Raw genomic sequence first — 25787 nt, 5'->3', positions numbered from 1 at the left:
TACCGGCCTAGGGGCCGCACCGCCACCATCAAACTCAACCCCAAGGCCAAATCGCCCACCAAGCACAACACACTTCGCGGTCAAAACCCCTCTGCGAGCCTGTTCTCGCTAACTGCGCAACAGGCCCCTTGTGGGAGAAGGTGTCGCCGAAGGCGACGGATGAGGGGTGCTCCAGGGAAAGCCAGCGTCTCATTCCGCTGGAACACCCCTCATCCGTCTCGGCGCTGCGCGCCGATCCACCTTCTCCCACAAGGGGAGAAGGAGGAAGGGCATCGCCCCAATCACGTATTCATCGAATCGAAGAAGTCCGCGTTGGTCTTGGTCTGCTTGAGCTTGTCGATGAGGAACTCGATTGCGTCGGTCGTGCCCATCGGCGCGAGGATGCGGCGCAGCACGAAGATCTTCTGCAGGTCCGCGCGCGGCACCAGCAGGTCTTCCTTGCGGGTGCCCGACTTAAGGATGTCCATCGCCGGATAGATGCGCTTGTCGGCCACCTTGCGGTCGAGCTGGATTTCGCAGTTGCCGGTGCCCTTGAACTCTTCGAAGATGACTTCGTCCATGCGGCTGCCCGTATCGATCAGCGCGGTGGCGATGATGGTCAGCGAGCCGCCTTCCTCGATGTTTCGGGCCGCGCCGAAGAAGCGCTTCGGGCGCTGCAGCGCGTTGGCGTCGACACCGCCGGTCAGCACCTTGCCGGATGACGGGACGACGGTGTTGTAAGCGCGGCCGAGACGGGTGATCGAATCCAGCAGGATGACGACGTCGCGGCCATGCTCGACCAGGCGCTTGGCCTTCTCGATCACCATTTCGGCGACCTGCACGTGGCGCGCCGCCGGCTCGTCGAAGGTCGAGGAAATCACCTCGCCCTTCACCGAGCGCTGCATGTCGGTCACTTCCTCCGGGCGCTCGTCGATCAGAAGCACGATCAGATAGCATTCCGGATGGTTGGCGGTGATCGAATGGGCAATGTTCTGCATCAGCACCGTCTTGCCGGTGCGCGGCTGCGCGTTGATCAGCGCGCGCTGTCCCTTGCCGATCGGCGCGACCAGGTCGATCACGCGCGGCGAGATGTCCTTGGAGGTCGAATTGTCGATCTCCATCTTCAGCCGCTTGGTCGGGTAGAGCGGCGTCAGATTGTCGAAGTGGATCTTGTGCCGGATCTTCTCCGGGTCGTCGAAATTGATGGTGTTGACCTTGAGCAGCGCGAAATAGCGCTCGCCCTCTTTCGGGCTGCGGATCGGTCCTTCGACCGTATCGCCGGTTTTGAGCGAAAAGCGCCTTATTTGCGACGGCGAGATATAGATATCGTCGGGACCCGGTAGGTAGTTTGCGTTGGCCGAGCGCAGGAAGCCAAAACCGTCCTGCAGCACCTCGACCACGCCTTCGCCGATGATTTCGACGTCCTGGGCGGCGAGCTTCTTCAGGATCGCGAACATCAGCTCCTGCTTGCGCATGACGCTGGCGTTCTCCACCTCGAGCGTCTCGGCATAAGCGATCAGCTCCGGCGGCTTCTTGTTCTTGAACTCTGCGAGTTTCATTTCTTGCATTAGATAGACTCTGGGTAGGCTTTGGAGAGGGAAATCGGCTGGATGCGACAAATGTCGGGCGCGGCCGAAAGCGAGAAAAGGGGCGGCGCATGACGGGAAGGAAGACCCGTCTTGTATCGTCGCTCGACTGAAAGAGCAAGCCGCCTTTTGCTGGGCCTGGCCGGATCCGGGAAAGCCTCAGAACGGCTTCACGATGACCAGGATGACGATGACGATCATCAGCAATGTGGGGATCTCATTGACGATCCGCCAGTGCCTCGCCGGCTTTTCGTTCTTGTCCTCGGCAAATTTCCTGACCGCGCCGGCGAGATAGCCATGCAGCCCCGACAAAATGAGCACCAGCGCGATCTTGGCGTGCAGCCAGCCACCCTGGAATCCAAAGCCTTTCCAGGCAAGCCAAAGCCCGAACACCCAGGTCGCGGTCATCGCCGGATTGATGATCCCTCTGAGCAGCCGGCGCTCCATCACCTTGAAGGTTTCGGACTGCACCGAGCCCCTTTCGGCATCGACATGGTAGACGAAGAGACGCGGCAAATAGAGCATGCCGGCCATCCAGGAAATGACCGCAATCACATGGATCGCCTTGGCCCACGGATAGAAGCTGTCGGGTGCCGCGAGATAGAGCAGCACCGTCAGCACGACGAGCAGGGCAATGCCGATCGCCATGCGCTTCATCGCCTGGCCAGTGCTGGTTTCGCTGCTCGCCCTGTTCTCGTTGCTTACATCGTTCATCGGCGGCTTCTCACCATTTTCACCATCGCCTCGACATGTGCCATCGGCGTTTCCGGCGTGATGCCGTGGCCGAGATTGAAGATCAGCGGCCCGTCACCCAAAGTCCTCAGGATTGCCTCGACGCCATCAGCCAGCGCCTTGCCGCCGGCGACCAGGCGCAACGGATCGAGATTGCCTTGCACCGCTCCGTCGCGCTGCAGCTCCTTCGCCATCGACAGCGGTACGGTCCAGTCGAGACCTAGACCGGCAATGCCGGTCTTTCTCCTGTAATCACGATAGCGCTCGCCCGCGCCCTTCGGGAAACCGATCACCGGCACATCGGGGTGAACCGCCTTCACTTGGGCGACGATCTCGGCGACCGGCTCGACGCAGAAAGCCTCGAAGGACGGCTCGTCCAGCACGCCCGACCATGAATCGAAAATCTGCACCGCATCGGCGCCGGCCTCGATCTGGCGGATGAGATAGGCGGCCGAATGATCGGCCAATATCTTCAGAAGCCGCGCGAAGGCCTCGGGCTCGCGATAGGCGAATAGCCGGGCGGGGCCCTGGTCGGGCGTGCCGTGGCCGGCGATCATATAGGTCGCCACCGTCCATGGCGCGCCGCAGAAGCCGAGCAGCGTCGTCTCATCGGGCAGTTTCGCCCGCAGCCGGCGCACGGTCTCGTAGACCGGTTCGAGATTCACGTGAAACATGTCGCCGTTCAGCGCCGCAATCTCGGCCGCCGAGATCGGCTTCAGGACCGGTCCGCGGCCCTCCTCGAAGCGGACATCCCGCCCCAGGGCATTGGGCACGACGAGAATGTCGGAGAACAGGATCGAGGCGTCGAAGCCGAAGCGCTCGATCGGCTGCAGCGTTACCTCGACGGCAAGGTCCGGATCGTAGCAGAGATCGAGGAAGGATCCCGCTCGCTTCCTGGTCTCGCGATACTCGGGAAGATAGCGGCCCGCCTGACGCATCATCCAGAGCGGCGGCGGTGAAACCGTCTCGCCCCTGAGGACGTCGAGCACGATCCGTTTCCCAGCCATCTCCGTCCGCCTCTCCGGTTCTCTTAAATCAAATATCTATTTTAAAAGAGTCTTCTGATTCTAAGAGTCTGTTGGTTGTGATGGTTGCGACCTGTCCAGCCTGCGGCTCGAAAAGGCCAGTCAGCATATTGTCGCGTACTCGCTTCCGCAATTTGGAGGGTTCTGGGGACGAAGCGGATTCCAGCTTTGGAGTCAAAAGCTTGGACTTACCGTTCCGAATCTCGCCCTGTGGATGAGATCGGCCAAGAAAACTTGATCCCCGGTTTTGTCCCCAACGCCGCGACAAAGCCTACAGCGGGTCGAATTGTGGACAAGCGGCCATCTGATACAGTCGCTTCCTTGCCCAAGGCTTGCCCATCCAGCCTTGTCCACAATTGCCCACAGCCTGGACCCATTCCCTGTGAACAAACCTCAGAGCTTCTTCCATCTGCATCTGATCTCCGACGCCACCGGCGAGACGCTGCTGGCGGCCGGCCGCGCGGCGTCCGCCCAATACAAGGATGCGCGCGCCATCGAGCACATCTATCCGCTGATCCGCACGGAAAAGCAGATAGCCAAGGTCTTCGAGGACATCGAGGAGGAGCCCGGCATCATTCTCTATACGGTGGTCGACCAGAAGCTGGCGCGCTCGATCGATGAGCGCTGCGCTGCGATGGGCCTGCCTTGCGTCTCGGTGCTGGAACCGGTGCTGACCGTCTTCCAGTCCTATCTCGGCACGCCTGCCGGTCGCCGCGTCGGCGCCCAGCACGTGCTCGACGCCGAATATTTCCGCCGCATCGATGCCTTGAACTTCACCATGGAGCATGATGACGGCCAGCTGCCGGCCAATATGGACGATGCCGACATCGTGCTGATCGGCATTTCGCGCACCTCGAAGACGCCGACCAGCATCTATCTCGCCAATCGCGGCATCAAGACCGCCAATATCCCGATCGTGCTCGGGGTGCCGCTGCCCGAAAGCCTGATCGCCGCCAAGACGCCTTTGGTCGTCGGCCTGGTCGCCACGGCCGAGCGCATCTCGCATGTGAGGCAAAACCGTATCCTCGGCAACAGCGCCGCCTTCGTGCCGACCGATTATGTCGACCGCGCCGCGATCAACGAGGAGCTCGCCTATGCCCGCCAGCTTTGCACGCGTCATGGCTGGCCGATGATCGATGTCAGCCGCCGCTCCATCGAGGAAACGGCGGCCGCTATCGTTGCCCTGCGGGGCAAGACGCGCTAACTGGGATTTGCCGAGACGCCGGCCGCTTCGTCATCCTAGGGCGGAGCAAGGAGCGAAGCGACGCGGCGTAGACCCTAGGATCCATGCCGTGACGTCGAATTGTTGCGACGGTGTAGAATTCTGCTCCGCTGCGCCCCTCGGCTGAGGTTATGGCATGGATCCTAGGGTCTTCGCGACGGAGCTTCGCTCCTGCTTCGCCCTAGGATGACGAAGTTCGTAAGGCTTCGGCCATTCTCCAAAGTTTGTGCTGGCCTCAGACAAACGATGGGTCAACAGCGTCAGGAAGCTAGTTGGGCGAAAATCATGGCCGAGAAAATCATCCTCGCTTCGGGCAGCCCGTACAGGAAGGCGATGCTCGTCAGCGCCGGCCTCGACATCGAGGCGGTGCCGGCAAATGTCGACGAGCGTGCGCTCGAGGCTCCGCTGAAGGACAGCGGCGCTTCGCCCGAGGACGTCGCGTCGATCCTGGCCGAGGCCAAGGCGACCGAGGTCAGCGAGCGCAAGCCGGGCACCCTGGTGCTCGGCTGCGACCAGACCCTGTCGCTGGGCGACGAGATCTTTCATAAGCCCGCCGACATGGAAGGCGCCCGCCGCCATCTTCTGGCCTTGTCCGGCAAGACGCATCAGTTGAACAGCGCCGCCGTGCTTTGCCGCGACGGCGCAGTGCTGTGGCGCCATGTCGGCGTCGTGAGCCTCACCATGCGCAAGCTCGACCCCGGCTTCATCGGCAGGCACCTGGCCCGCGTCGGCGCCAAGGCGCTGTCCAGCGTCGGCGCCTATCAGATCGAGGGCGAAGGCATTCAGCTGTTCGAGAAGATCGAGGGCGATTATTTCACCATCGTCGGCCTGCCGCTGCTGCCGCTGCTGAAGGAGTTGCGCGCATTGGGAGCCATCGATGGCTGAGAAAAAGGCCTTCGTCACCGGACATCCGATCGCCCATTCGCGCTCGCCGAAGATCCACGGCTACTGGCTGGCCAAATACGGCATCGACGGCAGCTATGAAGCGATCGACGTCGCGCCGGCGGATTTCGCCGCCTTTCTGAAATCTCTCGGCGAGAACGGCTACCGCGGCGGCAACGTCACCATTCCGCACAAGGAAGCCGCTTTCGCCGGAGTGGCCCGCCGAGACCATGCGGCCGATGAAATCGGCGCGGTCAACACGTTGTGGTTCGAGGATGGCATTCTGTGTGGCGGCAACACGGACGGCTACGGCTTCGCCGCCAACCTCGATGAGCATGCGCCGGGCTGGGCGGCCAATGGGCCGGCCGTGGTTCTGGGCGCCGGCGGCGCCTCCCGCGCGGTCATCCATGCGCTGAAGGAGCGTGGCGTCAAGGATATCCGCATCGTCAATCGGACGCTCGCGAGAGCCGAGGAACTCAGCCGCCATTTCGGCGCCGGGGTCTCGGCGCATGGCGCGGGCGCGCTCAGTGAGCTGCTTGCCGATGCCGGCCTGCTGATCAACACCACCTCGCTCGGCATGCATGGTGACGCCACGCTCTCCGCCGATCCGGCCGGCTTGCCGGACCATGCCATCGTCACCGACATTGTCTATGTGCCGTTGGAAACGCCCTTGCTTGCCGCCGCCAGGGCGCGCGGCCTGAAGACGGTCGATGGTCTCGGCATGCTGCTGCATCAGGCCGTGCCAGGTTTCGAACGCTGGTTCGGCAGGAAACCCGAAGTGACGCCCGAATTGCGGCGCATGATCGTCGCCGACATCGAGGGCCGCTGATGATCGTGCTCGGCCTCACCGGATCGATCGGCATGGGCAAGTCCACCACGGCGAAAATGTTCGCCGAGGCCGGCGTGCCGGTGCATGATTCCGACGAGACCGTGCATCGCCTTTATTCCGGCAAGGCCGCCCCTCTGGTCGAGGCGGCCTTTCCGGGCACGACGCAAGCCGGCGCGGTCGATCGGGTCAAGCTGGCCGAAAAGGTGCTCGCCGATCCGGCCGCCCTGAAGCGGCTCGAGGCAATCATTCACCCGCTGGTGCGCGCCGACGCCGACGCGTTTCTCGCAAAGCATCGCGCCGCCGGCGCGCGGCTTGCCGTGCTCGACATCCCGCTGCTGTTCGAAACCGGCGGCCGCAGCCGCGTCGACAAGGTCGTGGTCGTCAGCGCGTCGCCTGAAATCCAGCGTGAGCGCGTGCTCGCCAGGCCGGGCATGAGCGAGGAGAAGTTTTCATCCATCCTCGCCAGGCAGGTGCCCGACGCCGAAAAGCGCCGCCTGGCCGATTTCATCATCGACACCGGCCATGGCTTCGACGCCGCGCGAAAGGCGGTCGAGGCGATCGTCGCCGAACTCTCAGGGGAAAAGTCCGGCAAAGCCGGCTCTTGACATTACAGCCGCGCGCCCGTTCGGACGCGCAAAGGACGCTGTAACGCTTTGATTTTGCGCATGATCCTTTTCCGAAAATCGATTCCCATTTTTCGGAGGTCAGGCGTTAGGCCGTCACCAGTCCCCATTGCCATTTTGTTCTGGTGTATGATTCTGCTCGTTTGGGAAGCGAACTGATTCGAATGCGTGAGATCATCTTCGATACGGAAACCACCGGCCTCGATTTGCGCGACGACCGCATCATCGAGCTTGGCGGTGTCGAGCTGGTCAACCGCTTCCCGACCGGCCGGACCTTCCACAAATTCATCAATCCGCAGGGGCGCGCGATCCATGCCGAGGCGCAGGCCGTGCACGGCATCAGCGCCGCCGACCTGGTCGGCAAGCCGACCTTCGCCGAAATCGCGCAGGAATGGCTGGACTTCACCGACGGCGCCAAGTTGATCGCCCACAACGCAACCTTCGATATCGGCTTCCTCAATCTAGAATTCAGCCGGCTCGAGCAAGCGGCCATCGATCCCGGCCGCGTGGTCGACACGCTGGCGCTGGCGCGCCGCAAGCATCCGATGGGACCGAACTCGCTCGACGCGCTCTGCCGGCGCTACGGCATCGACAACACCCGCCGCACCAAGCACGGCGCGCTGCTCGACTCCGAATTGCTGGCCGAGGTCTATATCGAGCTCATCGGCGGCAAGCAGGCGGCGCTGGTGCTGGAGTCCGTGGCGGTGCACATGAACGGCGCCGGCGAGGTGGCCGATATCGACATCTCGATCGGCGCCCGGCCGATCGCCCTGCCGCCGCGGCTCAGTGAAACGGATCGGGCGGCGCATGCGGGGCTGGTCGCGACGCTCGGCGAAAAGGCGCTGTGGCTGAAAGTGGCGGTGGGTTGATCGGGGCGCTATTGGCGCGGACGTTGGAGACAGCGCCCTTTTCAATCCGATCGCGATCTGTCGCGGCAGCCATTGAACGGTTGGTCCCGTCGAAGGATCGCGTTAGTTTGATCGCGCGCCGACCGCGCCCAAACCCGCCTGCAAAGGACCGCGATGACCGGACCCAATCCCAACGTCAAGCATCCGATTGCGATGCATCCGCGCGTCGGTTTCCTGAAGGGACTTGTGACGTCGCCCAACATCGAGATCGGCGACTTCACCTATTATGACGACCCCGACGGTCCCGACAAATTCGCCGAGAAATGCGTGTTGCATCACTACGACTTCATCGGCGACAAGCTGATCATCGGCAAGTTCTGCGCCATAGCCGAAGGCGCGCGTTTCATCATGAACGGCGCCAACCACGCCATGTCGGGCTTCTCGACCTATCCGTTCAACATCTTCGGCCATGGCTGGGAGGAAGGCTTCGACCCGCAGACCTGGTCGAAGGAGATCCGCGGCGACACCACGATCCGCAATGACGTGTGGATCGGCATGGATGCGGTGATCATGCCGGGCGTGACGGTGGGCGACGGCGCCATTGTCGCGGCGAAATCGGTTGTCACGCACGACGTGCCGCCTTATGCGATCGTGGCCGGCAATGCGGCCAGGGTGGTGAAGATGCGCTTCGATGAATTCACGGTGCGGCGGCTATTGAAGGCGGCCTGGTGGGACTGGCCGGTCGACAAGATCAGCCGTAACCTCAACGCCATCCGCGGCGCCGACATTTCCAGGGTGGAGGCAGCGGTTTGAACGCGCCCGAAAAAATGACAAACGACAAGACCCCGAACGAAACGGCGATCAGCCCGGAGCTGTTCACCCGTGGCTGGGTCTTCATCCGCGGCGTGCCGTCGATGAAGTTCCTGCCCCCGGAAGGCCCGCCGGAGATCGCCTTCGCCGGCCGTTCCAATGTCGGCAAATCGTCGCTGATCAACGCGCTGGTCGGGCACAAGGGCCTGGCGCGGACGTCGAACACGCCGGGCCGCACACAGGAGCTCAACTATTTCGTGCCCGACGGCTTTTCCGGCGAGGGCGCCGACTTGCCGCCGATGGCGCTGGTCGACATGCCGGGCTACGGCTATGCCAGCGCGCCGAAGGACAAGGTCGATGAGTGGACCAAGCTGATCTACGAATATCTGCAGGGCCGCGTGACGCTGAAGCGCGTCTATGTGCTGATCGACGCGCGCCACGGCATCAAGGCCAAGGACGAGGAAGTGCTGACCCTGCTCGACAAGGCGGCAGTGTCCTACCAGGTGGTGCTGACCAAGACCGACAAGATCAAGGCCGCCGGCGTGCCGAGGCTGATCGAGGAGACGCTGGCCAAGATCAAGAAGCGGCCGGCGGCGTTTCCACTGGTGCTGGCCACCTCGTCGGAAAAAGCCGAGGGCTTGGAGGAACTGCGCGCCGCCATCGCCCTTGTGGCGAACGGCGGCTGACGCCGCCCGCCAGGGACCGATCCCTCAGGATCAATCCATCTCGTCGCGTTCCGGCTCGCGATCGCGCCGGCCGGTGAGGATCTCGCGCTTGCCGACATGGTTGGGAGCGCCGACCAGGCCTTCCTTCTCCATGCGCTCGACCAATGAGGCGGCGCGGTTGTAGCCGACGCCGAGGCGGCGCTGGATGTAGGAGGTCGAGCACTTCTTGTCGCGCTTGACCACTTTGACGGCTTCCTCATAGAGCGCGTCGCCATCCTCCTCGGCCATCGCGCTTTTGTCGAAGACCGGGCCAGTGTCGGCCGCTTCCTGTTCCTCTTCCTCGTCGGCGGTAACGGTGTCGAGATATTCGGGACGTCCCTGCGCCTTCAGATGCGCCACGACATGCTCGACCTCGACATCGGAAACGAAAGGGCCATGCACGCGCGAAATGCGCCCGCCGCCGGCCATGTGCAGCATGTCGCCCTGGCCGAGCAGCTGCTCGGCGCCCTGCTCGCCGAGGATGGTGCGGCTGTCGATCTTCGACGTCACCTGGAAGGAGATGCGGGTGGGGAAATTGGCCTTGATCGTGCCGGTGATGACATCGACGGACGGGCGTTGCGTCGCCATGATCAGATGGATTCCGGCGGCGCGTGCCATCTGCGCCAGCCGCTGGATGGCGCCTTCGATCTCCTTGCCGGCCACCATCATCAGGTCGGCCATCTCGTCGACGATGATGACGATGTAGGGCATCGGCGCGAGGTCGATCGCGCGCTCCTCGAACAGCGGCTCGCCCGTGCCCCTCTCGAAGCCGGCCTGCACCTGCATGGTCACGACCTCGCCCTTGTCGCGGGCGCCGGCCGCGCGCTGGTTGTAGCCGTCGATGTTGCGCACACCGAGGCGCGCCATCTTGCGGTAGCGGTCCTCCATCTCGCGCACCGCCCATTTCAGCGCCGTGACGGCCTTCTTCGGATCGGTGACGACCGGCGTCAAAAGATGCGGGATGCCGTCATAGACGGAGAGCTCCAGCATCTTGGGGTCGACCATGATGAGACGGCATTCCTGCGGCTTCATCCTGAAGAGCAGCGACAGGATCATGGTGTTGATGGCGACCGACTTGCCCGACCCGGTGGTGCCCGCCACCAACAGATGCGGCATCTTGGCGAGCTCGGCGATGACCGGTTCGCCGCCGATGGTCTTGCCGAGGCCGAGCGCCAGCTTGCAGGAGGTATTGCGGAAGCCGGCCGAGCCGATCAGCTCGCGGAAATAGACGGTCTCGCGCGTCTCGTTGGGCAGCTCGATGCCGATGACATTGCGGCCCGGCACCACGGCCACACGCGCCGAGACGGCCGACATGGAGCGGGCGATATCGTCGGCGAGCCCGATGACGCGGCTGGATTTCACGCCCGGCGCCGGCTCGAACTCGTAGAGCGTGACGACCGGCCCCGGCCGGACATGGATGATCTCGCCCTTGACGCCGAAATCCTCCAGCACGCTTTCGAGCAGATCGGCATTCTGCTCCATCCGCTCCTGCGACATGTAGAAGCCCTGGCCCTCGGGCGGCATCTGCAAAAGCTCTTCCGAAGGAAGCTCGTAGCCGCCCATCGCGGATAGCGGCTCGACCTCGCCGGCCATGGGCAACGATGGTGCCTGCCTGGCTTTCCTGGCGCTTGCCGGGGCGGAGATCGGCATGGGCTTGGCAGGCGCCGGTTGGGCGGCCGCCGGAGCCGGCACGGGCGCCAAGATCGGACTTGCCTCCGCCGTGTTGGAGCGCCATTCGATGACCCGGTAAAATGACGTCGCCTCGCCCGGGAAGGCGGCACGGGGCTGGACGGGTTGCGCGGCCGGACGCTGCGCCGGCACCGGCTGCGTCAGTGGCTGCGCCGGAACGGCAGGCGCCTGCCCGGCCTCAGTCAGACGCGCCCGCGCCAGGCGCTCGGCAAGAAAGGGCATGCCGAACTCGAAAAAGGCATGATCGGAAAGATAGGACCAGCGCAATCCGGTCAGGCGCGGTTTTGGTGTCGGAGCAGCAGCCTGGCTCGGCGCGGCCGCTGCGGCCGGAACGATGGCAGGGGCAACAGTGGCTGGTGCGCGGATCGATCTGGTTTGCATCGGCACCGGGGCGGGAGCGGCGGAACTTTTCCGGACCGGAGCGGCTGGCGGCGGAGCCGGCGGCGCAGGCCGGACGGGCTCGGCCGCAGATGCCTTGCCCCGAGCGGCATCCTCCGGCGGAGCGGCCCGCCTGGCGAGGTCGGTGTCCGGCGTGCGCGTGAAACGCACATTGGGCGCAAGGAAGAAATAGTTCTGCCAGGCGGGGAGGCCGAAATCGTCGCCGGCCGATTCGGGCGATGCGTCACGAGCGGCGGTCGATTCGGCCCCGGGCAAGACTCGCAGCGGCACGACCTGCCCTGCTTGCGGGACTGCGCCATGGCGCCCGGTTTCCCGCGGATTGCGATGTTCGTCGTCGCTGTCGTGGGCTGAGGCGCCGGGATGATTGGCACGGGGGAAACGCATGGATGTCATACTCGAGACTCGCCGATTGAACGTCTCCCGAGACATAGGAAGCGATGGTTAACAGGTTCTTCCGAAAGCGCCTGCCGGACGAAGCCGATCGATATTTTGAGAGGGGGTCTTCAGGCCGGTCTTCGCGGTCGAGGCAGACCGCACCGATGGATTTCGCGGCGACGCCTCGCGACCCCTTCAGGCTCGCCCTTTGCGCTCTGGAATCCGCATGCCCGAACGGTCAGGCCGATTGCAACGCCCGTTCCTCGGCGAAGAATTTTTCCGTGGCATAGGCCTTGAGAAACACTTCGACGCCGGAGGTCACGACGTGCTCGATCTCCGCCTGGCTCGGCGCTTTGGTGCGATAGGAAAAGATGCACTGGCGGAACAGGCCGGCGAGGCAAAGCTCGGTGAACTGGTAGGCGGCAAGGTCGACGTCGGCGATCTGAAGCAGGCCGCGTTCGACGGCTTCGTTGAGGAAGGCCATGACCTTGTCGTGGCCGCGCTTGGGGCCGCGTTCGTAGAAGCGCGCGCCAAGCTCCGGAATCCGATCGGCCGCGCCGACCACGGTGCGCTGGGCCTGGATGACCTTGGCCGAGGTGATCTTCAGCGAAAGCACGGTGCCGAACTTCACCAGCGTCTTGCGCAGGTCGTCGAAATGGTCGAGCACCTCATACATGTTCTTGAAGATGGTGCCGCGCTCTTCCTCGATGAGCGCCTCGAACAGCTCTTCCTTGTTTTGAAAATAGACGTAGATCGTCCCCTTGGAGACGCCGGCCTCGCGCGTGATGTCGTTCATCGAAGCCGCTTCAAAGCCCTTGTCTATAAAGACGCGGCGGGCGCCCTCGATGATCTGGGCCCGTTTTACGGGATCCTGCCCGGCCGCCGGGCGGCCCTTGCGCAAGTCGAGCAGATCGCTATCGGCTGTCGTGTCGACCATGGAAGTCGTTCCTTGAAAAATATTTCGAACCGCTCGGTTCGATTTCCTCTTGATATGGTCCTCTTTCCGCGCTATGTCAATCTCCAATTCGAACCGAACGGTTCAGTATGACTGACATCCAGAGAGATCGCTATGTCCTCGAACGCGCCCGCCACCGCCGAAGTCCGCTCTTTTCCCAACGCCAAGGTCCAGCCTTCGACCGAAGCGCCGGAAGTTCCTGTCCAGCCCGCCGCTCCCGTTGCGACGCCGGCGGCTGAAGCACCCGCCAAGAAGCAGCGCTCTGTCCGCTCTTTCCTGTTACCGATCATCGGGCTTGCCCTGCTCGGCGCCGGTTCCTGGTATGGGTATAACTATTGGACCGACGGCCGGTTCATGATCTCCACCGACGACGCCTATGTCCAGGCCGACATGTCGTTCGTGTCGCCGAAAATATCCGGTTATATCGACAAGGTGCTGGTGAGCGAGAATCAGCGGGTGAAGGCTGGCGATCCGCTGTTCGTCATCGACAATGGCGACTACAAGATCGCCGTCGCGCAGGCCGAGGCGCAGATCGCCACCTTGGCGAAGACGCTCGACCGCATCGACGCCCAGACCAAGGCCGCCCAGGCCTCGCTGTCGCAGGCCCAGGCGCAGAAGGTCGCGGACCAGGCCGCCGCCGACAATGCGGCGCGCGCCCAGCTGCGGGCGGCGCAACTCGTCAAGACCCATGTCGGCACGCAGGCCCAGCTCGACGACGCCCAGACCGCGCTCGACCAGGCCAAGGCGGCGCTTGTCGGCGCCGATGCGCAGATCGCGGCGGCGCAGGCCAATATCGGCGTGCTGGAAGCGCAGCGCGCCGAGTCGGCCTCGACGCTCGCCTCGCTGCAGCTCACCCGCGACAAGGCCCTGCGCGACCTGTCCTTCACCGTGCTGAAGGCCCCCTATGACGGCGTCGTCGGCAACCGCTCGGTCGAGCAGGGCGATCTCGTCAGCCCCGGCCAGAAGCTCGCCGTCGTCGTGCCGATGGACAAGCTCTACATCGTCGGCAACTTCAAGGAGACGCAGCTCGGCCGCATGGTGCCCGGCGAGAAGGTCCGCATCACCGTCGACGCTGTCGACGGCCAGACCTTCGAAGGCACGGTTTCCTCGCTGGCGCCGGCTTCGGGCGCGGTGTTCTCGCTGCTGCCGCCGGAAAACGCCACCGGCAACTTCACCAAGGTGGTGCAGCGCGTGCCCGTGCGCATCGACGTGCCGGCCGACGTGCTCAAGGCCGGCAAGCTGCGCGCCGGGCTGAGCGTCGTCGTCGCGGTCGACAGCCGCACCGCGCCGGCTTCGACGACCAACTGATTGGGGGGCGGCCCGGCGGCCGATCGAGCGCCGGGCCGTCCAGCCTGCTTTATCGTTTTCGACGCAATTCGGGACCGCCACGCGCTCGTCCCAGGAATTGCCCAGGGAGGCCATGACATGGCAACCGCAACCATCACCGCAGGATCAATGCCCGGACGTCCGGTCGCTGCCGCGCCGGCCCTGTCCGCGGACCATATGCCTGTGCGCCGCGTCGTCGCCTTCCTGGCGATGGTGTTCGGCATGTTCATGGCGATCCTGGACATCCAGATCGTCTCGGCCTCGCTCTCGGAAATCCAGGCGGGCCTGAGCGCCAGCTCCGACGAGATTCCGTGGGTGCAGACCGCCTATTTGATCGCCGAGGTGGTGATGATCCCGCTGTCCGGCTTCCTCAGCCGCATGCTGTCGACGCGCGTGCTGTTCACCACCGCGGCGGCCGGCTTCACCGCGGCCAGCGCGCTTGCCGCGACCGCCACCAATATCGACCAGATGATCGTCTACCGCGCCATCCAGGGCTTTATCGGCGGCGGCATGATCCCCAGCGTCTTCGCGGCCGCCTTCACCATCTTCCCGCCTTCCAAGCGCGCCGTCGTGTCGCCGATGATCGGCCTGGTGGCGACGCTGGCGCCGACGATCGGCCCGACGGTGGGCGGCTATATCAGCCACGCCATGTCCTGGCACTGGCTGTTCCTGATCAATGTCGTGCCTGGCATCCTGGTGGCGACGGCCGCCTGGGCGCTGATCGACTTCGACAAGCCCAACCTGAAACTGTTCTCGAAGTTCGATTGGTGGGGCCTAGTCGGCATGGCCGCTTTCCTCGGCTGCATGGAATATGTGCTGGAGGAAGGCCCGAACCATGACTGGCTGCAGGAGCCGGCAGTGTTTGCCTGCGCCATCATCATGACCATCGGCGGCGTCATCTTCTTCTGGCGCGTCTTCACCGCCGAGGAGCCGATTGTCGACCTCAGGGCCTTCAGCAACGTCAACTTCGCCTTCGGCTCGCTGTTCTCCTTCGTCGTCGGCATCGGCCTCTACGGGCTCACCTATCTCTATCCGGTGTTCCTGGGGCGTATCCGCGGCTACGATTCGATGATGATCGGCGAGGCGCTGTTCGTCAGCGGCCTGGCGATGTTCTTCACCGCGCCCGTTGCCGGCATCCTGTCGAACAAGATCGACCTCAGGCTGATGATGATGATCGGCTTCGTCGGCTTCGCCACCGGCACCTGGTGGATGACGCATCTTACCGCCGACTGGGATTTCTATGAGCTGTTGATCCCGCAGATCCTGCGCGGCTGCTCGATGATGCTGTGCATGGTGCCGATCAACAACATCGCGCTCGGCACGCTGCCGCCGGAACGCTTGAAGAATGCGTCGGGCCTGTTCAACCTGACCCGCAACCTCGGCGGCGCCGTCGGCCTCGCGGTGATCAACACGGTGCTGATCGACCGCAACGCCTTCCACTATGCGCGGCTCTCCGAGCATGTGCAGTGGGGCAGCGAGACCGCGCAGACCAAGCTGCAGAACATGACGCAGAATTTCGGGCAGACCGCCGGTCTCGACGCCACAAGCGCTGCGATCTCGAAACTGTCCGGCATGGTACACCAGCAGGCGGCGCTTTTGTCCTTCATGGACGTGTTCATGATGCTGACGGTGCTGTTCGCCTCGCTCGGATTTTTCGTGCTGTTCATCAACAAGCCGGCCCCGCAGGGCGGTGGCGGCGGAGGCCATTGAGGAGGCCGGAACCCCCGCCTGGCGTCCTCAACGCGTGACCCCGGAAATCGGTGACGATTTCCGGGGTCATTCCTTTCTGCAGGACTGGAATTGCTCAGGCTGAAGCCGGCTTGAAGCTTAGCGCCACGCCGTTGATGCAGTGGCGCAGGCCGGTGGGCGGCGGGCCGTCATCGAAGACATGGCCGAGATGGCCGCCGCAGCGCCGGCAATGCACCTCGGTGCGGGTCATGCCGAGCGAGCGGTCTTCGGTCTTGCCGATGGAGTTCGGGATCTCCTGCCAGAAGCTCGGCCAGCCGGTGCCGGAATCGAATTTCGTCTCCGACGAATAGACCGGCAGGTCGCAGCCGGCACAGGCGAAGATGCCCTTGCGATGCTCGTTGAGCAGCGGGCTGGTGCCGGGATATTCGGTGCCTTGCTTGCGCAGCACGTCGAAGGCCTCGTCCGAAAGGATGGCGTGCCATTCGGCATCGGTCTTGGTGATTTCGAACGTCTCGGCGGCGAGAGCGGGCTTCGGTCCGCCGGCACGCAGCATCGCTGCGGATCCGACGATGAGAGCGGTGGCGGCGGCCCCGCTCCAGAGAAAATCGCGACGGTTCATGGCCGTTCCTCCTGACGCATTTTGCCAAGATAGAGCCCGGGCCGGAAATCAAAAGCCGGTGACGCCCCATCTCCTCGTTCGAGCAATTCCGGACAGAACCTTCCTGGAACGCTCCGGATGCTGCTCCGCGCCGCCCTTGCGGGACGGACGCGGAGCACACCCCTGCCGGCGGCGCGGATCTTGAATGATGCGGCCAGCGCTCAGCCATGTCTTCGCCGGCCAGGCCCGCTTTGTTACATCTTCGGCAAGAGAACCTTGTCGATGACATGGATGACGCCGTTCGACTGGCGGACATCGGCGATGGTGACATGGGCAACGTTGCCGTTCTCGTCGGTGACGGTGACCTTGCCCTTCTGCGCCTTCAGCGTCAGCTCGCAGCCGCCGACCGTCTTGACCTGGTGGGCGCCGCCATCGGCCTTGGCCATCTTGGCGACGTCGGCGGCCAGCGCCTTGGCGGCGACGACATGGCAGGTCAGCACCTTGGTCAGCTTGTCCTTGTTCTCGGGCTTGAGCAGCGTGTCGACCGTGCCGGCCGGGAGCGCCGCAAAGGCCTCGTTGGTCGGCGCGAAAACGGTGAACGGACCGGCGCCCTGCAGCGTGTCGACCAGGCCGGCGGCCTTGACGGCGGCGACCAGAGTTGTGTGGTCCTTCGAATTGACGGCATTCTCGATGATGTTCTTCTTGGCATACATCGGCGCGCCGCCGACCATCGGATTGGCGGCGTAGGCAACGGCACCGAGCGCCGAAAGGGCAAGTGTAGAGGCAAGCAAAAGGGTGGCGAGTTTACGCATGGTGTCAGTCTCCTCGGGTTGTTTCTTCCCGTCCGTGGGAACGCGAGGAGATACGGGCCCGAAAAGCGTTAGTTTCACGAAGGGCGCGATTTTTTATTCCGGTGCTTTATTGCGTCTGCGTCGCTGATGGCGACAGCGAAATTTTCCCGCGTAGAAAGGGCAGGATATAGACTTCAGTTAGTCTTCGGTAACCGGCTGACCAGGGTCAGATGCCCTTCAGGTCACCCGCGGCGACGACCGGACCGGTAGGCTGGCCGGTCGGCGAACCGCCGGAGGGCTCGAGGCTGACGGCGAGCACGGCGCCTTGCGCCAGCTTCTGCTGGACGGCCGGCGTGACCGCCATGCGCGCGGTCGGGCCGGCGGGAATGACACCCATCGAAACCGGCGCGTTCTTGCCCTCGATCATCCACAGCTCGAAATCCTTGCCGGCACCGCGGTCGCCGGAGACCAGCGACAGGCCGACCTCGTGGCGGGCGGCGTCATAGACGGCAAGATATTTGACGTTGCTGTTGTCGGCGGCCAGAGAGGCGACCAGCCTGGTCTCGGGCGGCCGGACCGGCTGGTTGACGTAAGGCAGGGCGACATAGACGGCCAAAGCGGCGATGGCCGCCGCGGCGAGGCCGCGCCAGAAGGCGAGGCTCGCCCACAGGCCGCCGCTGGGCGCCGTGGACGCGGACGACGCAAACAGGCGGCGGTCTATTGCCACTTTCACGGAAGCCGGCGGCTCGACCGCGGCATAGGCGGCGGCCATCGGCGCGAAATGGGCTTCCCAAGCGTCGACCAGGCGGGCGAATGCCGCCTCGGCATCGATGCGACGGGAAGCGATCTGGCGCTCGTCGGCTGCCAGGACGCCGAGAACGTATTCGGCGGCGAGCAGGTCGTCGCCTCCACGTTCCGGTCCGTTGTCCTCTGCCAGCGTCATCTTTCCAGGCATTCTCTCAGTTTCAGCAGGCTTCGCCGCAGCCAAGTCCGCATCGTGTTCAGCGGAACCTTGAAGCGCTCCGCCAGCTCGGCGTAGCTTTCGCCGCCCAGATAGGCGCCCCGGACGGCCGCTGCCCGGTCTTGTTCCAGTTCGTCGAGGCAATGGTAGATGCGTTCGGTCTCGCCGCCCGCCACAGCCATGGCCTCGGGTCCCGGCGCCGGATCGGCGACGTCGAGGGCCGTATCGATGTTGGCAGAAGGACTGCGCCGCGACCGGATGCGATCGATCGCATGATTGCGCGCAACGGCCACCAGCCAGGAAATTGGGCTCAGATCGGAAACCGCGAAACGATCCGCCTTCGTCCAGATCTTGACGAAGACCTCCTGCAGCGCTTCTTCCGCATCACCCCGGTCCCTCAAGACACGAAGGCAGACGCCGAAAAGTTTCCCGCTGGTCTGCTTGTAGAGCAGATCGAACGCCGCGCGGTCCTTCATCGAAGTCCGGACGATCAGCTTGCTGATATCCTGCGGCGCCATGCAGGCAAATTAGAAGATTGCGATCTAATTGCAACGGCGGCGGAAGCGTTGTCCACCAGCGGCCACGGGCCCACCGGCACAGTTCGGCATTGTGCCGTTGGGCGCGCCGCTGAAGTGCCCGGCGGTTCTGCGCAGGATTTTGAAAACTCCGCTTGTCACGGGAAGAATGTCATCGTCATTTCGGTGAAATCAGCGCAAACGCCGGCGATTGTCTGAAGCCTCCCAACCTCGTCATTCCAGGGCGGGGCAGCCGCGCAGCGGCGTCGCGAAGACCCTGGAATCCATTCCGTGACCTTAGCCGCGGAGTGCAGCGGAGCAGAATTCTGCACTGCAGCGGCGCTCGGACGTTACGGAATGGATCCTCGGGTCTGCGCGCGTCGCTTCGCTCCTTGCTCCGCCCGTGGATGACGAGGTTGGGCCGTTTCGGCCAATCTCAAGGCATGCCGCCCGCCAACACAAACACGGCCTGCCCCGGGGCAAAATTACTGTGCTGGGAGCTAGCAGATTTCGTCATTGTGTCGGTGAAACCAGCGCAGGCGTTGGAGATTGCTGAAGCCCTTCCAACCTCGTCATTCAAGGGCGAAGCAGCCGCGAAGCGGCGTCGCGAAGACCCTGGAATCCGTTCCGTGACCTTAGTCAAAAGTGCAGCGGAGCAGAATTCTGCACCGCGGCGGCGCTCGGACTTTACGGAATTGGATCCTCGGGTCAGCGCGCGTCGTTACGCTCCTTGCTCCGCCCGTGGATGACGAGGCAGGGCCGTTTCGGCGAGTCTCCAAGGCATGCCGCTTGCAACGCAAAGGCAGCCGGCCGGTCAAAATCCCTGTGCTGGGGAACTGGCAGATATCGTTATTGTGACCGCAAAGCCGTTTGCGACCTGCGGCAATTCCAGCTAAGAGGCCGCCATTCACGCTAGCTGGGATCGATACCGATGACGGACATCGCCGCCACCGCCGAAATGCAGGCCGCGCTGCTCTCGCGCGCGCTGCCTTATATGCAGCGCTACGAGAACAAGACGGTGGTGGTGAAATATGGCGGGCATGCCATGGGCGATACCGAGCTCGGCAAGGCGTTCGCCCGCGACATCGCGCTGTTGAAACAGTCCGGCGTCAACCCGATCGTCGTGCATGGCGGCGGGCCGCAGATCGGCGCGATGCTCACCAAGATGGGCATCGAATCCAAGTTCGAGGGCGGCCTGCGCGTCACCGACCAGAAGACGGTCGAGATCGTCGAGATGGTGCTGGCGGGCTCGATCAACAAGGAGATCGTGGCGCTGATCAACGCCGAGGGCGAGTGGGCGATCGGGCTATGCGGCAAGGACGGCAACATGGTGTTCGCCGAAAAGGCGCGCAAGACCATGGTCGATCCGGATTCCAACATCGAGCGCGTGCTGGATCTCGGCTTCGTCGGCGAGCCGGTCGAGGTCGACCGCACGTTGCTCGACCTTTTGGCGCGCTCGGAAATGATCCCGGTGCTGGCACCGGTGGCGCCCGGCCGCGACGGCCACACCTACAACATCAATGCCGACACCTTTGCCGGCGCCATCGCCGGCGCCTGCCGCGCCTCGCGCCTGCTCTTCCTCACCGACGTGCCGGGCGTCCTCGACAAGAACAAGAAGCTGATCGACGAGCTGACGGTCGCCGAGGCCAGGGCGCTGATCAAGGACGGCACGGTGTCGGGCGGCATGATCCCGAAGGTCGAGACCTGCATCGAGGCGATCGAGCGCGGCGTCGAAGGCGTCGTCATCCTCAACGGCAAGACGCCGCATTCGGTGCTGCTCGAGCTGTTCACCGAGCACGGCGCCGGCACCCTGATCGTTCCGTAAGAAAGGCAAGTTCACCATTTCCATGCAATGGTGAACCGCCATGTCAGCCGGCTAACTTTCTTGCCGCCGGCGCGCCTCGATCTTCAATGACCGGCGCGACGGACTTGCGTGGCTGGCGCCCGACGATCATCGATTCCTCCTCGGCGTCCTGCGGCGCGCCCCAGAATTCGGCTAATGTCGGCCCATCCGTGATGCGGCCGTCGCGGACCAGAAACCCCCAGACCTCGCGGAACCAGACGCGGCGGCCCATCTTCGTGTACCAGCGCATCGAATGGCGCTGCTCGGGATCGGGGTGGAACAGGATGCGCGCCAGCGCCTTGGGTCGCGACTGCACCGCGACCTCGATCAGCTTGACGGCGAAGAACAGCATCCAGGGTTTCAGCCTGGTCATGTGCAGAACCTGGTGCTTGTAATCCCACAGGCGCACGTCCTTCTGGATCACCTTGCGGTCCTTGGCGATGCGGAAGAACGGCGTCCAGCGATGCGGCGTGACATAGAGCGCCTGGATCTGGTCGGGGTCATAGGCGATGAGCTGGCGAAAGCCGCGCCAGAGATCGCGCAAGGTCTCGTCCTCGAAGCCGGCGACCCAGGTCGCCATCGACAGGATGCCGTTCTGGCGCAGCAGCCGGATCGCTTCGCGGTCGGACTTCGTGCTGCCGCCCTTGCGGATCAGCGACAGCGTCGCCTCGTCGGTGTTCTCCATGCCGAGCAGCCAGCGGATGACGCCGGCCCTGCGATAAAGATGCAGGAAATCGGCATCGCGCACGATATCGTCGGCGCGGGTCGAGCCGACGATCAGCACCGGCACGTTCTCGGCTATCATGGCGTCGAGAAAGGCGCGCCAAGCCTTCTTCGAGGAAGTCGGGTTCTCGTCGGCCAGATTGATCAGCTCGACGCCGTGCTCGCGATGCAGCCAGGCAATCTCCCTGGCGAATTTGACCGGGTCGCGGTGGCGCCAGCGGGTCCAGAAACCGCGCTGGCCGCAATAGTTGCACAGATGCGGGCAGCCGCGCGAGAACTGCATGACCACGGCCCGCTTGCCGCCCCAATAGGAGTAGCGGCGGTGATCGATCAGCTCCCAGCCGACCCGCCAGGCATCGAGGTCGGCTATGGTCATCGCCGCCTGCGTCGCGACAGGACGGCCGAAATCGTCGCGATAGGCGATGCCGGCAACGCTCGCCACCGGCTGGCGCATCTCGATCGCCTCGACCAGCGCCGTCGCGGTCGCCTCGCCTTCGCCGCGCACGATGAAATCGAAGACGTCGGTCGCAGCGAGGATATCGCGCCAGTGATAGGTCGGGAAGACACCGCCATAGATGACGACGACGCCCGGCGCGCGGGCCTTGATCATCTCGGCGATCTTCAAGGCGGTCGGATGCGCCGAGGTCGAGCCGGAATGGCCGATCAGCACGAAATCCGGATCGCCGCGCAGCGCCTCGTCCACCACCGCCGCAAGTGGCATCGGACCGAACTCGGCGTCGACCAGGCGCACCTGATGGCCGGAATCGATCAGCGGCCCGCCGATGGCCAAAAGACCGAGCGGCGGCAGGTGGTCGTCGGGCACACGGCTGCCGATGGCGGTGTGCGGCGGATTGATAAGCACGATGTTCAAGGCGGACCTCCATGTTGGTCCGCTTGTGCTAATGACAGATGCCGAAGCCGCCTTGGCGCGGTTCAGCAGTTTCCACGCAGCTTTTCGCCAGATTTGACCGGATCAGCGCCGCAGATGGCTGAGCGGCACGTGGCCGGGTCCCTTGATGTTCTGCAGCACCAGTTGCGTATGGACGTCGCGCACGCCGGGCAGACGCATCAGCCGGTGCATGACGAAGGCGTTCAAGTCGTCCACCGACGGCACCAAGACATGCAGCAGGAAATCGTAGTCGCCTGTCATCGTCCAGCAGGACGAGACCTCGTCCATGCGCTGCACGGCGGCGATGAAGCTTTCGGGCGAGCCGTCGCTGTGGCTGACCAGCCGCACCTGGATGAACACCTCGACGGTCAAGCCCACGGCGCGGCGGCTGAGCACGGCGGCAAAGCCCTTGATGATACCGGCTTCCTGCAGGGCCTCGAAGCGGCGCGCGCAAGGCGTGGTCGACAGGCCGATCTCTTGCGCCAGCTCCGAGACGGGCTTGCGGCCGTCACGCTGCAGGATGTCGAGCATCCTTATCTCGAAATCGTCAAATTGAGGCATTTTTTCTCAGGCTCGCGTTGAACTGAGGGTTTTTACCTCCAAAACAGCTAGTGTGCCATAAACAAAGCTGATTTGCCTCAGCGGTCGCTTCTAAACTCCCCTTCACGATCCGCCGATCACGATCTTGAGGAGGATATGATGACGATCAGCGTTGCCGATTATGCCGCCGAATGCGCGGCGCAGGGTCTGCGGGGCGACTATTCGGTCTGCCGCAGCGATTTCACCGTGGCGCAGGGCTACGGCTACTCCGCCGAGGAACAGGCGGTGTGGCGCACGCTCTGCGACCGCCAGACGAAGCTGACGCGGAAGCTCGCGCACCGCTCGTATCTGGACGGCGTCGCCGCGCTCGGCCTGCTCGACAGGATTCCGGATTTCGACGAGGTGAGCGAAAAGCTCGCCAGGCTGACGGGTTGGGAGATCGTTGCGGTGCCCGGCCTCATTCCGGCCGGCCCCTTCTTCGATCATCTCGCCAATCGGCGCTTCCCGGTGACCAATTGGCTGCGGACGAAGAAAGAGCTCGACTACATCGTCGAGCCGGACATGTTCCACGATTTCTTTGGCCATGTGCCGATCCTGACCCAGCCGGTGTTCGCCGATTTCATGCAGATGTATGGCCGGAAGGCGGAAGATCTGATCGCGCTCGGCCGCGACGAGATGATCACGAGGCTCTACTGGTACAGCGCCGAATACGGCCTCATCCAGGAAGCCGGCCAGCCGTTGAAAGCTTTCGGCGCCGGGCTCATGTCGTCCTTCACCGAGCTGCAATTCGCGGTCGAGAGCAAGGAAGCGCACCATGTGCCGTTCGACCTCGAGACGGTGATGCGCACCGGCTATGAGATCGACAAGTTCCAGCGCGTCTATTTCGTGCTGCCGTCCTTCGATGCGCTGCGCGATGCTTTCGCCCATGGCGACCTCGCCGGCATCGTGGCGCGGTTCAAGGGCCAGCCGGCGCTCGACCCGTCAACAATCTGAGGTCGGTTTTCGCCCAACCGACATTCAGCGCGGTTCAGCTGCCGACAGGCGGCTGGGCCGCTTTGTGCCTTTTTGCAATTAGTTCCCCAGCACAGGGATTTTGACCGGTTGGCTATGTTTGCGTTGGCGGATGCCATGCCTTGGCGGTAGCCGAAACGCCCACCCAGTCGTCATCCACGGGCGGAGCAAGGAGCGAAGCGACGCGCGCAGACCCGAGGATCCATTCCGTGTCGCATGAGCGCTGCCGCGGTGCAGAATTCTGCTCAGCTGCACTCTTTGATCAGAGCCACGGAATGTATTCCAGGGTCTCCGCGACGCCGCTTCGCGGCTGCTCCGCCCTGGAATGACGAGGTTGGAAGGCTTCCGCCAATCGCCAACGTCACCGAAAGAAACGGTGAAAATCGTTCCCGTCGATAAACGGCAATTTTTCAAAATCCTGCGCTGATCCTCTGGCTATGCCTTGTCAGGCTCGGCCTTGATCCTGGCCAACTGCTTGCTCTGCAGGGCGTGTGCCGCATTGATGAATGCGCAGCACGGTCGAGATCAGACGGCGATCACCTTGCCCAGATGCTCGCCGAGGCGGCAGGCGAGCGCGGTGATGGTCGTCGTCGGATTGCACTGGCCCGACGTGCAGAACACCGACGAGCCGCCGACATAGAGATTGTCCATGCCGTGCACCTTGCAATTGGCGTCGACGACGCTCTTCAAGACGTCGGTGCCCATGCGGGTGCCACCCATATGGTGGTTGCCGGCCGTTTCCTCATTGGTCGGGTAATCGCCGCCATCGCCGATCCAGTCGTCGATACGGACGCGGCCGAGATTCTTCTGCGCCATGGTCGTGCCGAAAAGCCTGAGGCCCTCAAGCAGCGTGCGGCGCTCGAGCGGCGACTTCTTCCAGCGCAGTTCGATACGCGGCACGCCGGCGTGGTCGACATCGGCCTTCGACAGCTCGATCTGGTTGGAGGCAAGCGGCGCCTGTTCCCAGGCGACGTAAAGCTGGGCGGCGCAACGCAGCCTCTGGTCCAGCTGGGAAGACATCCATTCCGCCATGTTGGGTGCCGTGCAGGCGAGATCGGCGATCAATTTCTTGACATTGGGATACGGCGACTCGATCAGGCGGATACCGAAATTCATGATCTGCAGCCGCTCCATCGCGGCAAGCGTCGGCGAGAAGAAGGCTTCTTTCGAGGCGTCGACCTCGAACTCCGAGTAATTGGCTAGGATGGCATTGCCGCCCTGGAAGGTCGGATGCTCCATCCAGTAGCGGCCGAGCGCCGCCGCGTTCGGCACCACGCCGCCATTCGAGCGCTCATTCGACCACAACAGCAGCCGCGAGTTCTCCAGCCCGCCGGTGCAGGTGACGAAATAATCCGCCGCGAAGGTGCCGGCATCGTGGCCGTTCGACCATAGCTTCGCGCCGGTGACGCGCTTGCCGTCGCCGGTGAGCTCGGTCGCGTAGGTATTGAGCACGACGGCGATGTTCCTGCTCTTGTCGAGCTCGTCGGCGAACTTCTCGCCGAAGCGAACCGCCGGGCTCTTGATCAATTGAACCCAGCGGATGTCGTCCGAAACCGGGACGTCGGGACGGAAATCAGGCAGCTCGAGGATATCGTGGACCTCGCCAAGATAGGGCTCGATATCGGCGCGGCCGATCGGCCAGCCGGTGTCCGGCGCCCATGCCTTGGGCTCGAAGTCCTGTTTGTCGAGCACGCGGCACCAGCCGGCCCAGTGATTGGACGAGCCGCCCATGAAGCGCAGCCTGGTGATGTCGAGGTCGAAATAGAAATCGCCAACCGTCTTGCCGCGGTAGAAATCCTGCGACTCCTCGCTGAACTCGCGCGAACCCGCCTCCAGCACGACCACCGGGATGCCGGCTGCGCCGAGCTTCCTGGCGATCGTCGTGCCGGCCGGGCCGGAGCCGAGAATGCAGGCCTTGGGTCTGAAGCCGGCCTGCTTGTAGGCCTCGTAGCTGTTGAAGATCATGTGAGGTCGCTTCGCCGCAGGATCCAGCCATTGATCTCGACGATCTCATCGGCATCGACCACGGGTTGCTGGCTGCGGAACAGCGACAGGGCAGGAAGCGCGATCAGCGCCTGCACGATCGCGCGGCGCGACATTTTTCTCATGAACCTGCTCATGACACGTCTCTCGACAGGGGCCTCGATCCACGCATGCCGTTCCTCAACGGCACATGTGCCGCCTGGGAGGCAATTCCGTGCCAGACCCAGGTGAAAACGGCGTTACACCAGGAAGTTTAGCGC

At 63.8% G+C, this 25787-nt stretch carries 24 protein-coding genes; 11 read left to right on the top strand and 13 right to left on the bottom strand.

The window, feature by feature from the left end; translation table 11 throughout:
* Window positions 1-281: 281 nt before the first annotated feature.
* The 3 genes from rho to hemE form a co-directional block, all read right to left on the bottom strand.
* Window positions 282-1547, bottom strand: coding sequence for a transcription termination factor Rho (rho, locus tag CK219_RS26230; RefSeq protein ID WP_095769513.1), 1266 nt, complete (start codon window positions 1545-1547; stop codon window positions 282-284).
* Between the two features lie 177 nt (window positions 1548-1724).
* Complete coding sequence (gene hemJ / locus CK219_RS26225) at window positions 1725-2279, bottom strand: protoporphyrinogen oxidase HemJ (RefSeq protein ID WP_095769512.1); 555 nt, start codon at window positions 2277-2279, stop codon at window positions 1725-1727.
* A complete protein-coding gene (gene hemE / locus CK219_RS26220) occupies window positions 2276-3304 on the bottom strand; it encodes a uroporphyrinogen decarboxylase (RefSeq protein WP_095769511.1) in 1029 nt (342 codons plus the stop codon). The genes hemJ and hemE overlap by 4 nt, the downstream gene beginning before the upstream one ends.
* 400 nt (window positions 3305-3704) lie before the next feature.
* On the opposite strand from hemE, the gene CK219_RS26215 reads away from it, so the two are divergent.
* The 7 genes from CK219_RS26215 to yihA all read left to right on the top strand — a co-directional run bounded on the left by CK219_RS26215 (window position 3705) and on the right by yihA (window position 9222).
* Window positions 3705-4526 (top strand): pyruvate, water dikinase regulatory protein, encoded by an 822-nt coding sequence (locus CK219_RS26215; protein ID WP_095769510.1) that lies wholly within the window; start codon window positions 3705-3707, stop codon window positions 4524-4526.
* Between the two features lie 303 nt (window positions 4527-4829).
* Window positions 4830-5429 (top strand): Maf-like protein, encoded by a 600-nt coding sequence (locus CK219_RS26210; RefSeq protein ID WP_095769509.1) that lies wholly within the window; start codon window positions 4830-4832, stop codon window positions 5427-5429.
* Window positions 5422-6255 (top strand): shikimate dehydrogenase, encoded by an 834-nt coding sequence (locus tag CK219_RS26205; RefSeq protein ID WP_095769508.1) that lies wholly within the window; start codon window positions 5422-5424, stop codon window positions 6253-6255. Before CK219_RS26210 ends, CK219_RS26205 begins: the two co-directional genes overlap by 8 nt.
* Window positions 6255-6860: a dephospho-CoA kinase gene (coaE, locus tag CK219_RS26200; protein WP_095769507.1), complete on the top strand. Its 606-nt coding sequence runs from the start codon at window positions 6255-6257 to the stop codon at window positions 6858-6860. Before CK219_RS26205 ends, coaE begins: the two co-directional genes overlap by 1 nt.
* 182 nt (window positions 6861-7042) lie before the next feature.
* Window positions 7043-7747: a DNA polymerase III subunit epsilon gene (gene dnaQ, locus CK219_RS26195; RefSeq protein ID WP_095769506.1), complete on the top strand. Its 705-nt coding sequence runs from the start codon at window positions 7043-7045 to the stop codon at window positions 7745-7747.
* Window positions 7748-7900: 153 nt separating this feature from the next.
* The gene (locus tag CK219_RS26190; protein WP_095769505.1) at window positions 7901-8539 is read left to right on the top strand and encodes a CatB-related O-acetyltransferase; all 639 of its coding nucleotides are present in this window, start codon (window positions 7901-7903) and stop codon (window positions 8537-8539) included.
* 14 nt (window positions 8540-8553) lie between these two features.
* The gene (gene yihA / locus CK219_RS26185) at window positions 8554-9222 is read left to right on the top strand and encodes a ribosome biogenesis GTP-binding protein YihA/YsxC (RefSeq protein WP_095769523.1); all 669 of its coding nucleotides are present in this window, start codon (window positions 8554-8556) and stop codon (window positions 9220-9222) included.
* A 30-nt stretch (window positions 9223-9252) separates the two neighbouring features.
* Here yihA and CK219_RS26180 read toward each other — a convergent pair whose 3' ends face one another.
* Complete coding sequence (locus CK219_RS26180; protein WP_176477159.1) at window positions 9253-11712, bottom strand: DNA translocase FtsK; 2460 nt, start codon at window positions 11710-11712, stop codon at window positions 9253-9255.
* A gap of 229 nt (window positions 11713-11941) precedes the next feature.
* Window positions 11942-12640 carry a TetR/AcrR family transcriptional regulator gene (locus tag CK219_RS26175; protein ID WP_095769503.1) on the bottom strand — a complete coding sequence of 233 codons (699 nt, stop codon included), beginning with the start codon at window positions 12638-12640 and terminating at the stop codon, window positions 11942-11944.
* A 132-nt stretch (window positions 12641-12772) separates the two neighbouring features.
* Between CK219_RS26175 and CK219_RS26170 the strand changes: the two genes are divergently transcribed.
* Together CK219_RS26170 and CK219_RS26165 are read left to right on the top strand one after the other, a co-directional pair.
* A complete protein-coding gene (locus CK219_RS26170) occupies window positions 12773-13966 on the top strand; it encodes an HlyD family secretion protein (RefSeq protein WP_095769502.1) in 1194 nt (397 codons plus the stop codon).
* 147 nt (window positions 13967-14113) lie between these two features.
* Window positions 14114-15694 (top strand): DHA2 family efflux MFS transporter permease subunit, encoded by a 1581-nt coding sequence (locus CK219_RS26165; RefSeq protein WP_245340625.1) that lies wholly within the window; start codon window positions 14114-14116, stop codon window positions 15692-15694.
* A 94-nt stretch (window positions 15695-15788) separates the two neighbouring features.
* Here CK219_RS26165 and msrB read toward each other — a convergent pair whose 3' ends face one another.
* The 4 genes from msrB to CK219_RS26145 all read right to left on the bottom strand — a co-directional run bounded on the left by msrB (window position 15789) and on the right by CK219_RS26145 (window position 18541).
* Window positions 15789-16292, bottom strand: a complete 504-nt coding sequence (gene msrB, locus CK219_RS26160; RefSeq protein WP_095769500.1) for a peptide-methionine (R)-S-oxide reductase MsrB — start codon at window positions 16290-16292, stop codon at window positions 15789-15791.
* 233 nt (window positions 16293-16525) lie between these two features.
* A complete protein-coding gene (locus tag CK219_RS26155) occupies window positions 16526-17083 on the bottom strand; it encodes a fasciclin domain-containing protein (protein ID WP_095769499.1) in 558 nt (185 codons plus the stop codon).
* 205 nt (window positions 17084-17288) lie between these two features.
* A complete protein-coding gene (locus tag CK219_RS26150) occupies window positions 17289-18005 on the bottom strand; it encodes an anti-sigma factor (RefSeq protein WP_095769498.1) in 717 nt (238 codons plus the stop codon).
* A complete protein-coding gene (locus CK219_RS26145) occupies window positions 18002-18541 on the bottom strand; it encodes a sigma-70 family RNA polymerase sigma factor (protein ID WP_095769497.1) in 540 nt (179 codons plus the stop codon). Before CK219_RS26145 ends, CK219_RS26150 begins: the two co-directional genes overlap by 4 nt.
* Before the next feature lie 928 nt (window positions 18542-19469).
* On the opposite strand from CK219_RS26145, the gene argB reads away from it, so the two are divergent.
* Complete coding sequence (gene argB, locus CK219_RS26140; RefSeq protein WP_095769496.1) at window positions 19470-20363, top strand: acetylglutamate kinase; 894 nt, start codon at window positions 19470-19472, stop codon at window positions 20361-20363.
* Window positions 20364-20406: 43 nt separating this feature from the next.
* On the opposite strand, the gene bchE is transcribed toward argB, so the two are convergent.
* Together bchE and CK219_RS26130 are read right to left on the bottom strand one after the other, a co-directional pair.
* Complete coding sequence (gene bchE, locus CK219_RS26135; RefSeq protein ID WP_095769495.1) at window positions 20407-21975, bottom strand: magnesium-protoporphyrin IX monomethyl ester anaerobic oxidative cyclase; 1569 nt, start codon at window positions 21973-21975, stop codon at window positions 20407-20409.
* A gap of 102 nt (window positions 21976-22077) precedes the next feature.
* Window positions 22078-22554 carry an Lrp/AsnC family transcriptional regulator gene (locus tag CK219_RS26130; protein WP_095769494.1) on the bottom strand — a complete coding sequence of 159 codons (477 nt, stop codon included), beginning with the start codon at window positions 22552-22554 and terminating at the stop codon, window positions 22078-22080.
* 135 nt (window positions 22555-22689) lie between these two features.
* Here CK219_RS26130 and phhA point away from each other — a divergent pair, with 135 nt between their 5' ends.
* The gene (phhA, locus tag CK219_RS26125; RefSeq protein WP_095769493.1) at window positions 22690-23526 is read left to right on the top strand and encodes a phenylalanine 4-monooxygenase; all 837 of its coding nucleotides are present in this window, start codon (window positions 22690-22692) and stop codon (window positions 23524-23526) included.
* A 543-nt stretch (window positions 23527-24069) separates the two neighbouring features.
* Here phhA and CK219_RS26120 read toward each other — a convergent pair.
* Both CK219_RS26120 and CK219_RS31850 read right to left on the bottom strand, forming a co-directional pair.
* Window positions 24070-25509, bottom strand: coding sequence for a GMC family oxidoreductase (locus tag CK219_RS26120; protein WP_095769492.1), 1440 nt, complete (start codon window positions 25507-25509; stop codon window positions 24070-24072).
* Window positions 25506-25664, bottom strand: coding sequence for a hypothetical protein (locus tag CK219_RS31850; protein WP_176477158.1), 159 nt, complete (start codon window positions 25662-25664; stop codon window positions 25506-25508). The genes CK219_RS26120 and CK219_RS31850 overlap by 4 nt, the downstream gene beginning before the upstream one ends.
* Window positions 25665-25787 lie beyond the last annotated feature (123 nt).

Source organism: Mesorhizobium sp. WSM4313, from assembly GCF_002294725.1.
Taxonomy (GTDB): Bacteria; Pseudomonadota; Alphaproteobacteria; order Rhizobiales; family Rhizobiaceae; genus Mesorhizobium.
This window is presented reverse-complemented; position numbering and strand designations above follow the sequence as displayed.

Bases quoted from the DNA above. Each gene is read 5' to 3' on its own strand.
- rho (WP_095769513.1), bottom strand. From the start codon at position 1,547: ATGCAAGAAATGAAACTCGCAGAGTTCAAGAACAAGAAGCCGCCGGAG.
- hemJ (WP_095769512.1), bottom strand. From the start codon at position 2,279: ATGAACGATGTAAGCAACGAGAACAGGGCGAGCAGCGAAACCAGCACT.
- hemE (WP_095769511.1), bottom strand. From the start codon at position 3,304: ATGGCTGGGAAACGGATCGTGCTCGACGTCCTCAGGGGCGAGACGGTT.
- CK219_RS26210 (WP_095769509.1), top strand. From the start codon at position 4,830: ATGGCCGAGAAAATCATCCTCGCTTCGGGCAGCCCGTACAGGAAGGCG.
- CK219_RS26205 (WP_095769508.1), top strand. From the start codon at position 5,422: ATGGCTGAGAAAAAGGCCTTCGTCACCGGACATCCGATCGCCCATTCG.
- coaE (WP_095769507.1), top strand. From the start codon at position 6,255: ATGATCGTGCTCGGCCTCACCGGATCGATCGGCATGGGCAAGTCCACC.
- dnaQ (WP_095769506.1), top strand. From the start codon at position 7,043: ATGCGTGAGATCATCTTCGATACGGAAACCACCGGCCTCGATTTGCGC.
- CK219_RS26190 (WP_095769505.1), top strand. From the start codon at position 7,901: ATGACCGGACCCAATCCCAACGTCAAGCATCCGATTGCGATGCATCCG.
- yihA (WP_095769523.1), top strand. From the start codon at position 8,554: ATGACAAACGACAAGACCCCGAACGAAACGGCGATCAGCCCGGAGCTG.
- CK219_RS26180 (WP_176477159.1), bottom strand. From the start codon at position 11,712: ATGCGTTTCCCCCGTGCCAATCATCCCGGCGCCTCAGCCCACGACAGC.
- CK219_RS26175 (WP_095769503.1), bottom strand. From the start codon at position 12,640: ATGGTCGACACGACAGCCGATAGCGATCTGCTCGACTTGCGCAAGGGC.
- CK219_RS26170 (WP_095769502.1), top strand. From the start codon at position 12,773: ATGTCCTCGAACGCGCCCGCCACCGCCGAAGTCCGCTCTTTTCCCAAC.
- CK219_RS26165 (WP_245340625.1), top strand. From the start codon at position 14,114: ATGCCCGGACGTCCGGTCGCTGCCGCGCCGGCCCTGTCCGCGGACCAT.
- msrB (WP_095769500.1), bottom strand. From the start codon at position 16,292: ATGAACCGTCGCGATTTTCTCTGGAGCGGGGCCGCCGCCACCGCTCTC.
- CK219_RS26155 (WP_095769499.1), bottom strand. From the start codon at position 17,083: ATGCGTAAACTCGCCACCCTTTTGCTTGCCTCTACACTTGCCCTTTCG.
- CK219_RS26150 (WP_095769498.1), bottom strand. From the start codon at position 18,005: ATGACGCTGGCAGAGGACAACGGACCGGAACGTGGAGGCGACGACCTG.
- CK219_RS26145 (WP_095769497.1), bottom strand. From the start codon at position 18,541: ATGGCGCCGCAGGATATCAGCAAGCTGATCGTCCGGACTTCGATGAAG.
- argB (WP_095769496.1), top strand. From the start codon at position 19,470: ATGACGGACATCGCCGCCACCGCCGAAATGCAGGCCGCGCTGCTCTCG.
- CK219_RS26130 (WP_095769494.1), bottom strand. From the start codon at position 22,554: ATGCCTCAATTTGACGATTTCGAGATAAGGATGCTCGACATCCTGCAG.
- phhA (WP_095769493.1), top strand. From the start codon at position 22,690: ATGATGACGATCAGCGTTGCCGATTATGCCGCCGAATGCGCGGCGCAG.
- CK219_RS26120 (WP_095769492.1), bottom strand. From the start codon at position 25,509: ATGATCTTCAACAGCTACGAGGCCTACAAGCAGGCCGGCTTCAGACCC.
- CK219_RS31850 (WP_176477158.1), bottom strand. From the start codon at position 25,664: ATGAGCAGGTTCATGAGAAAAATGTCGCGCCGCGCGATCGTGCAGGCG.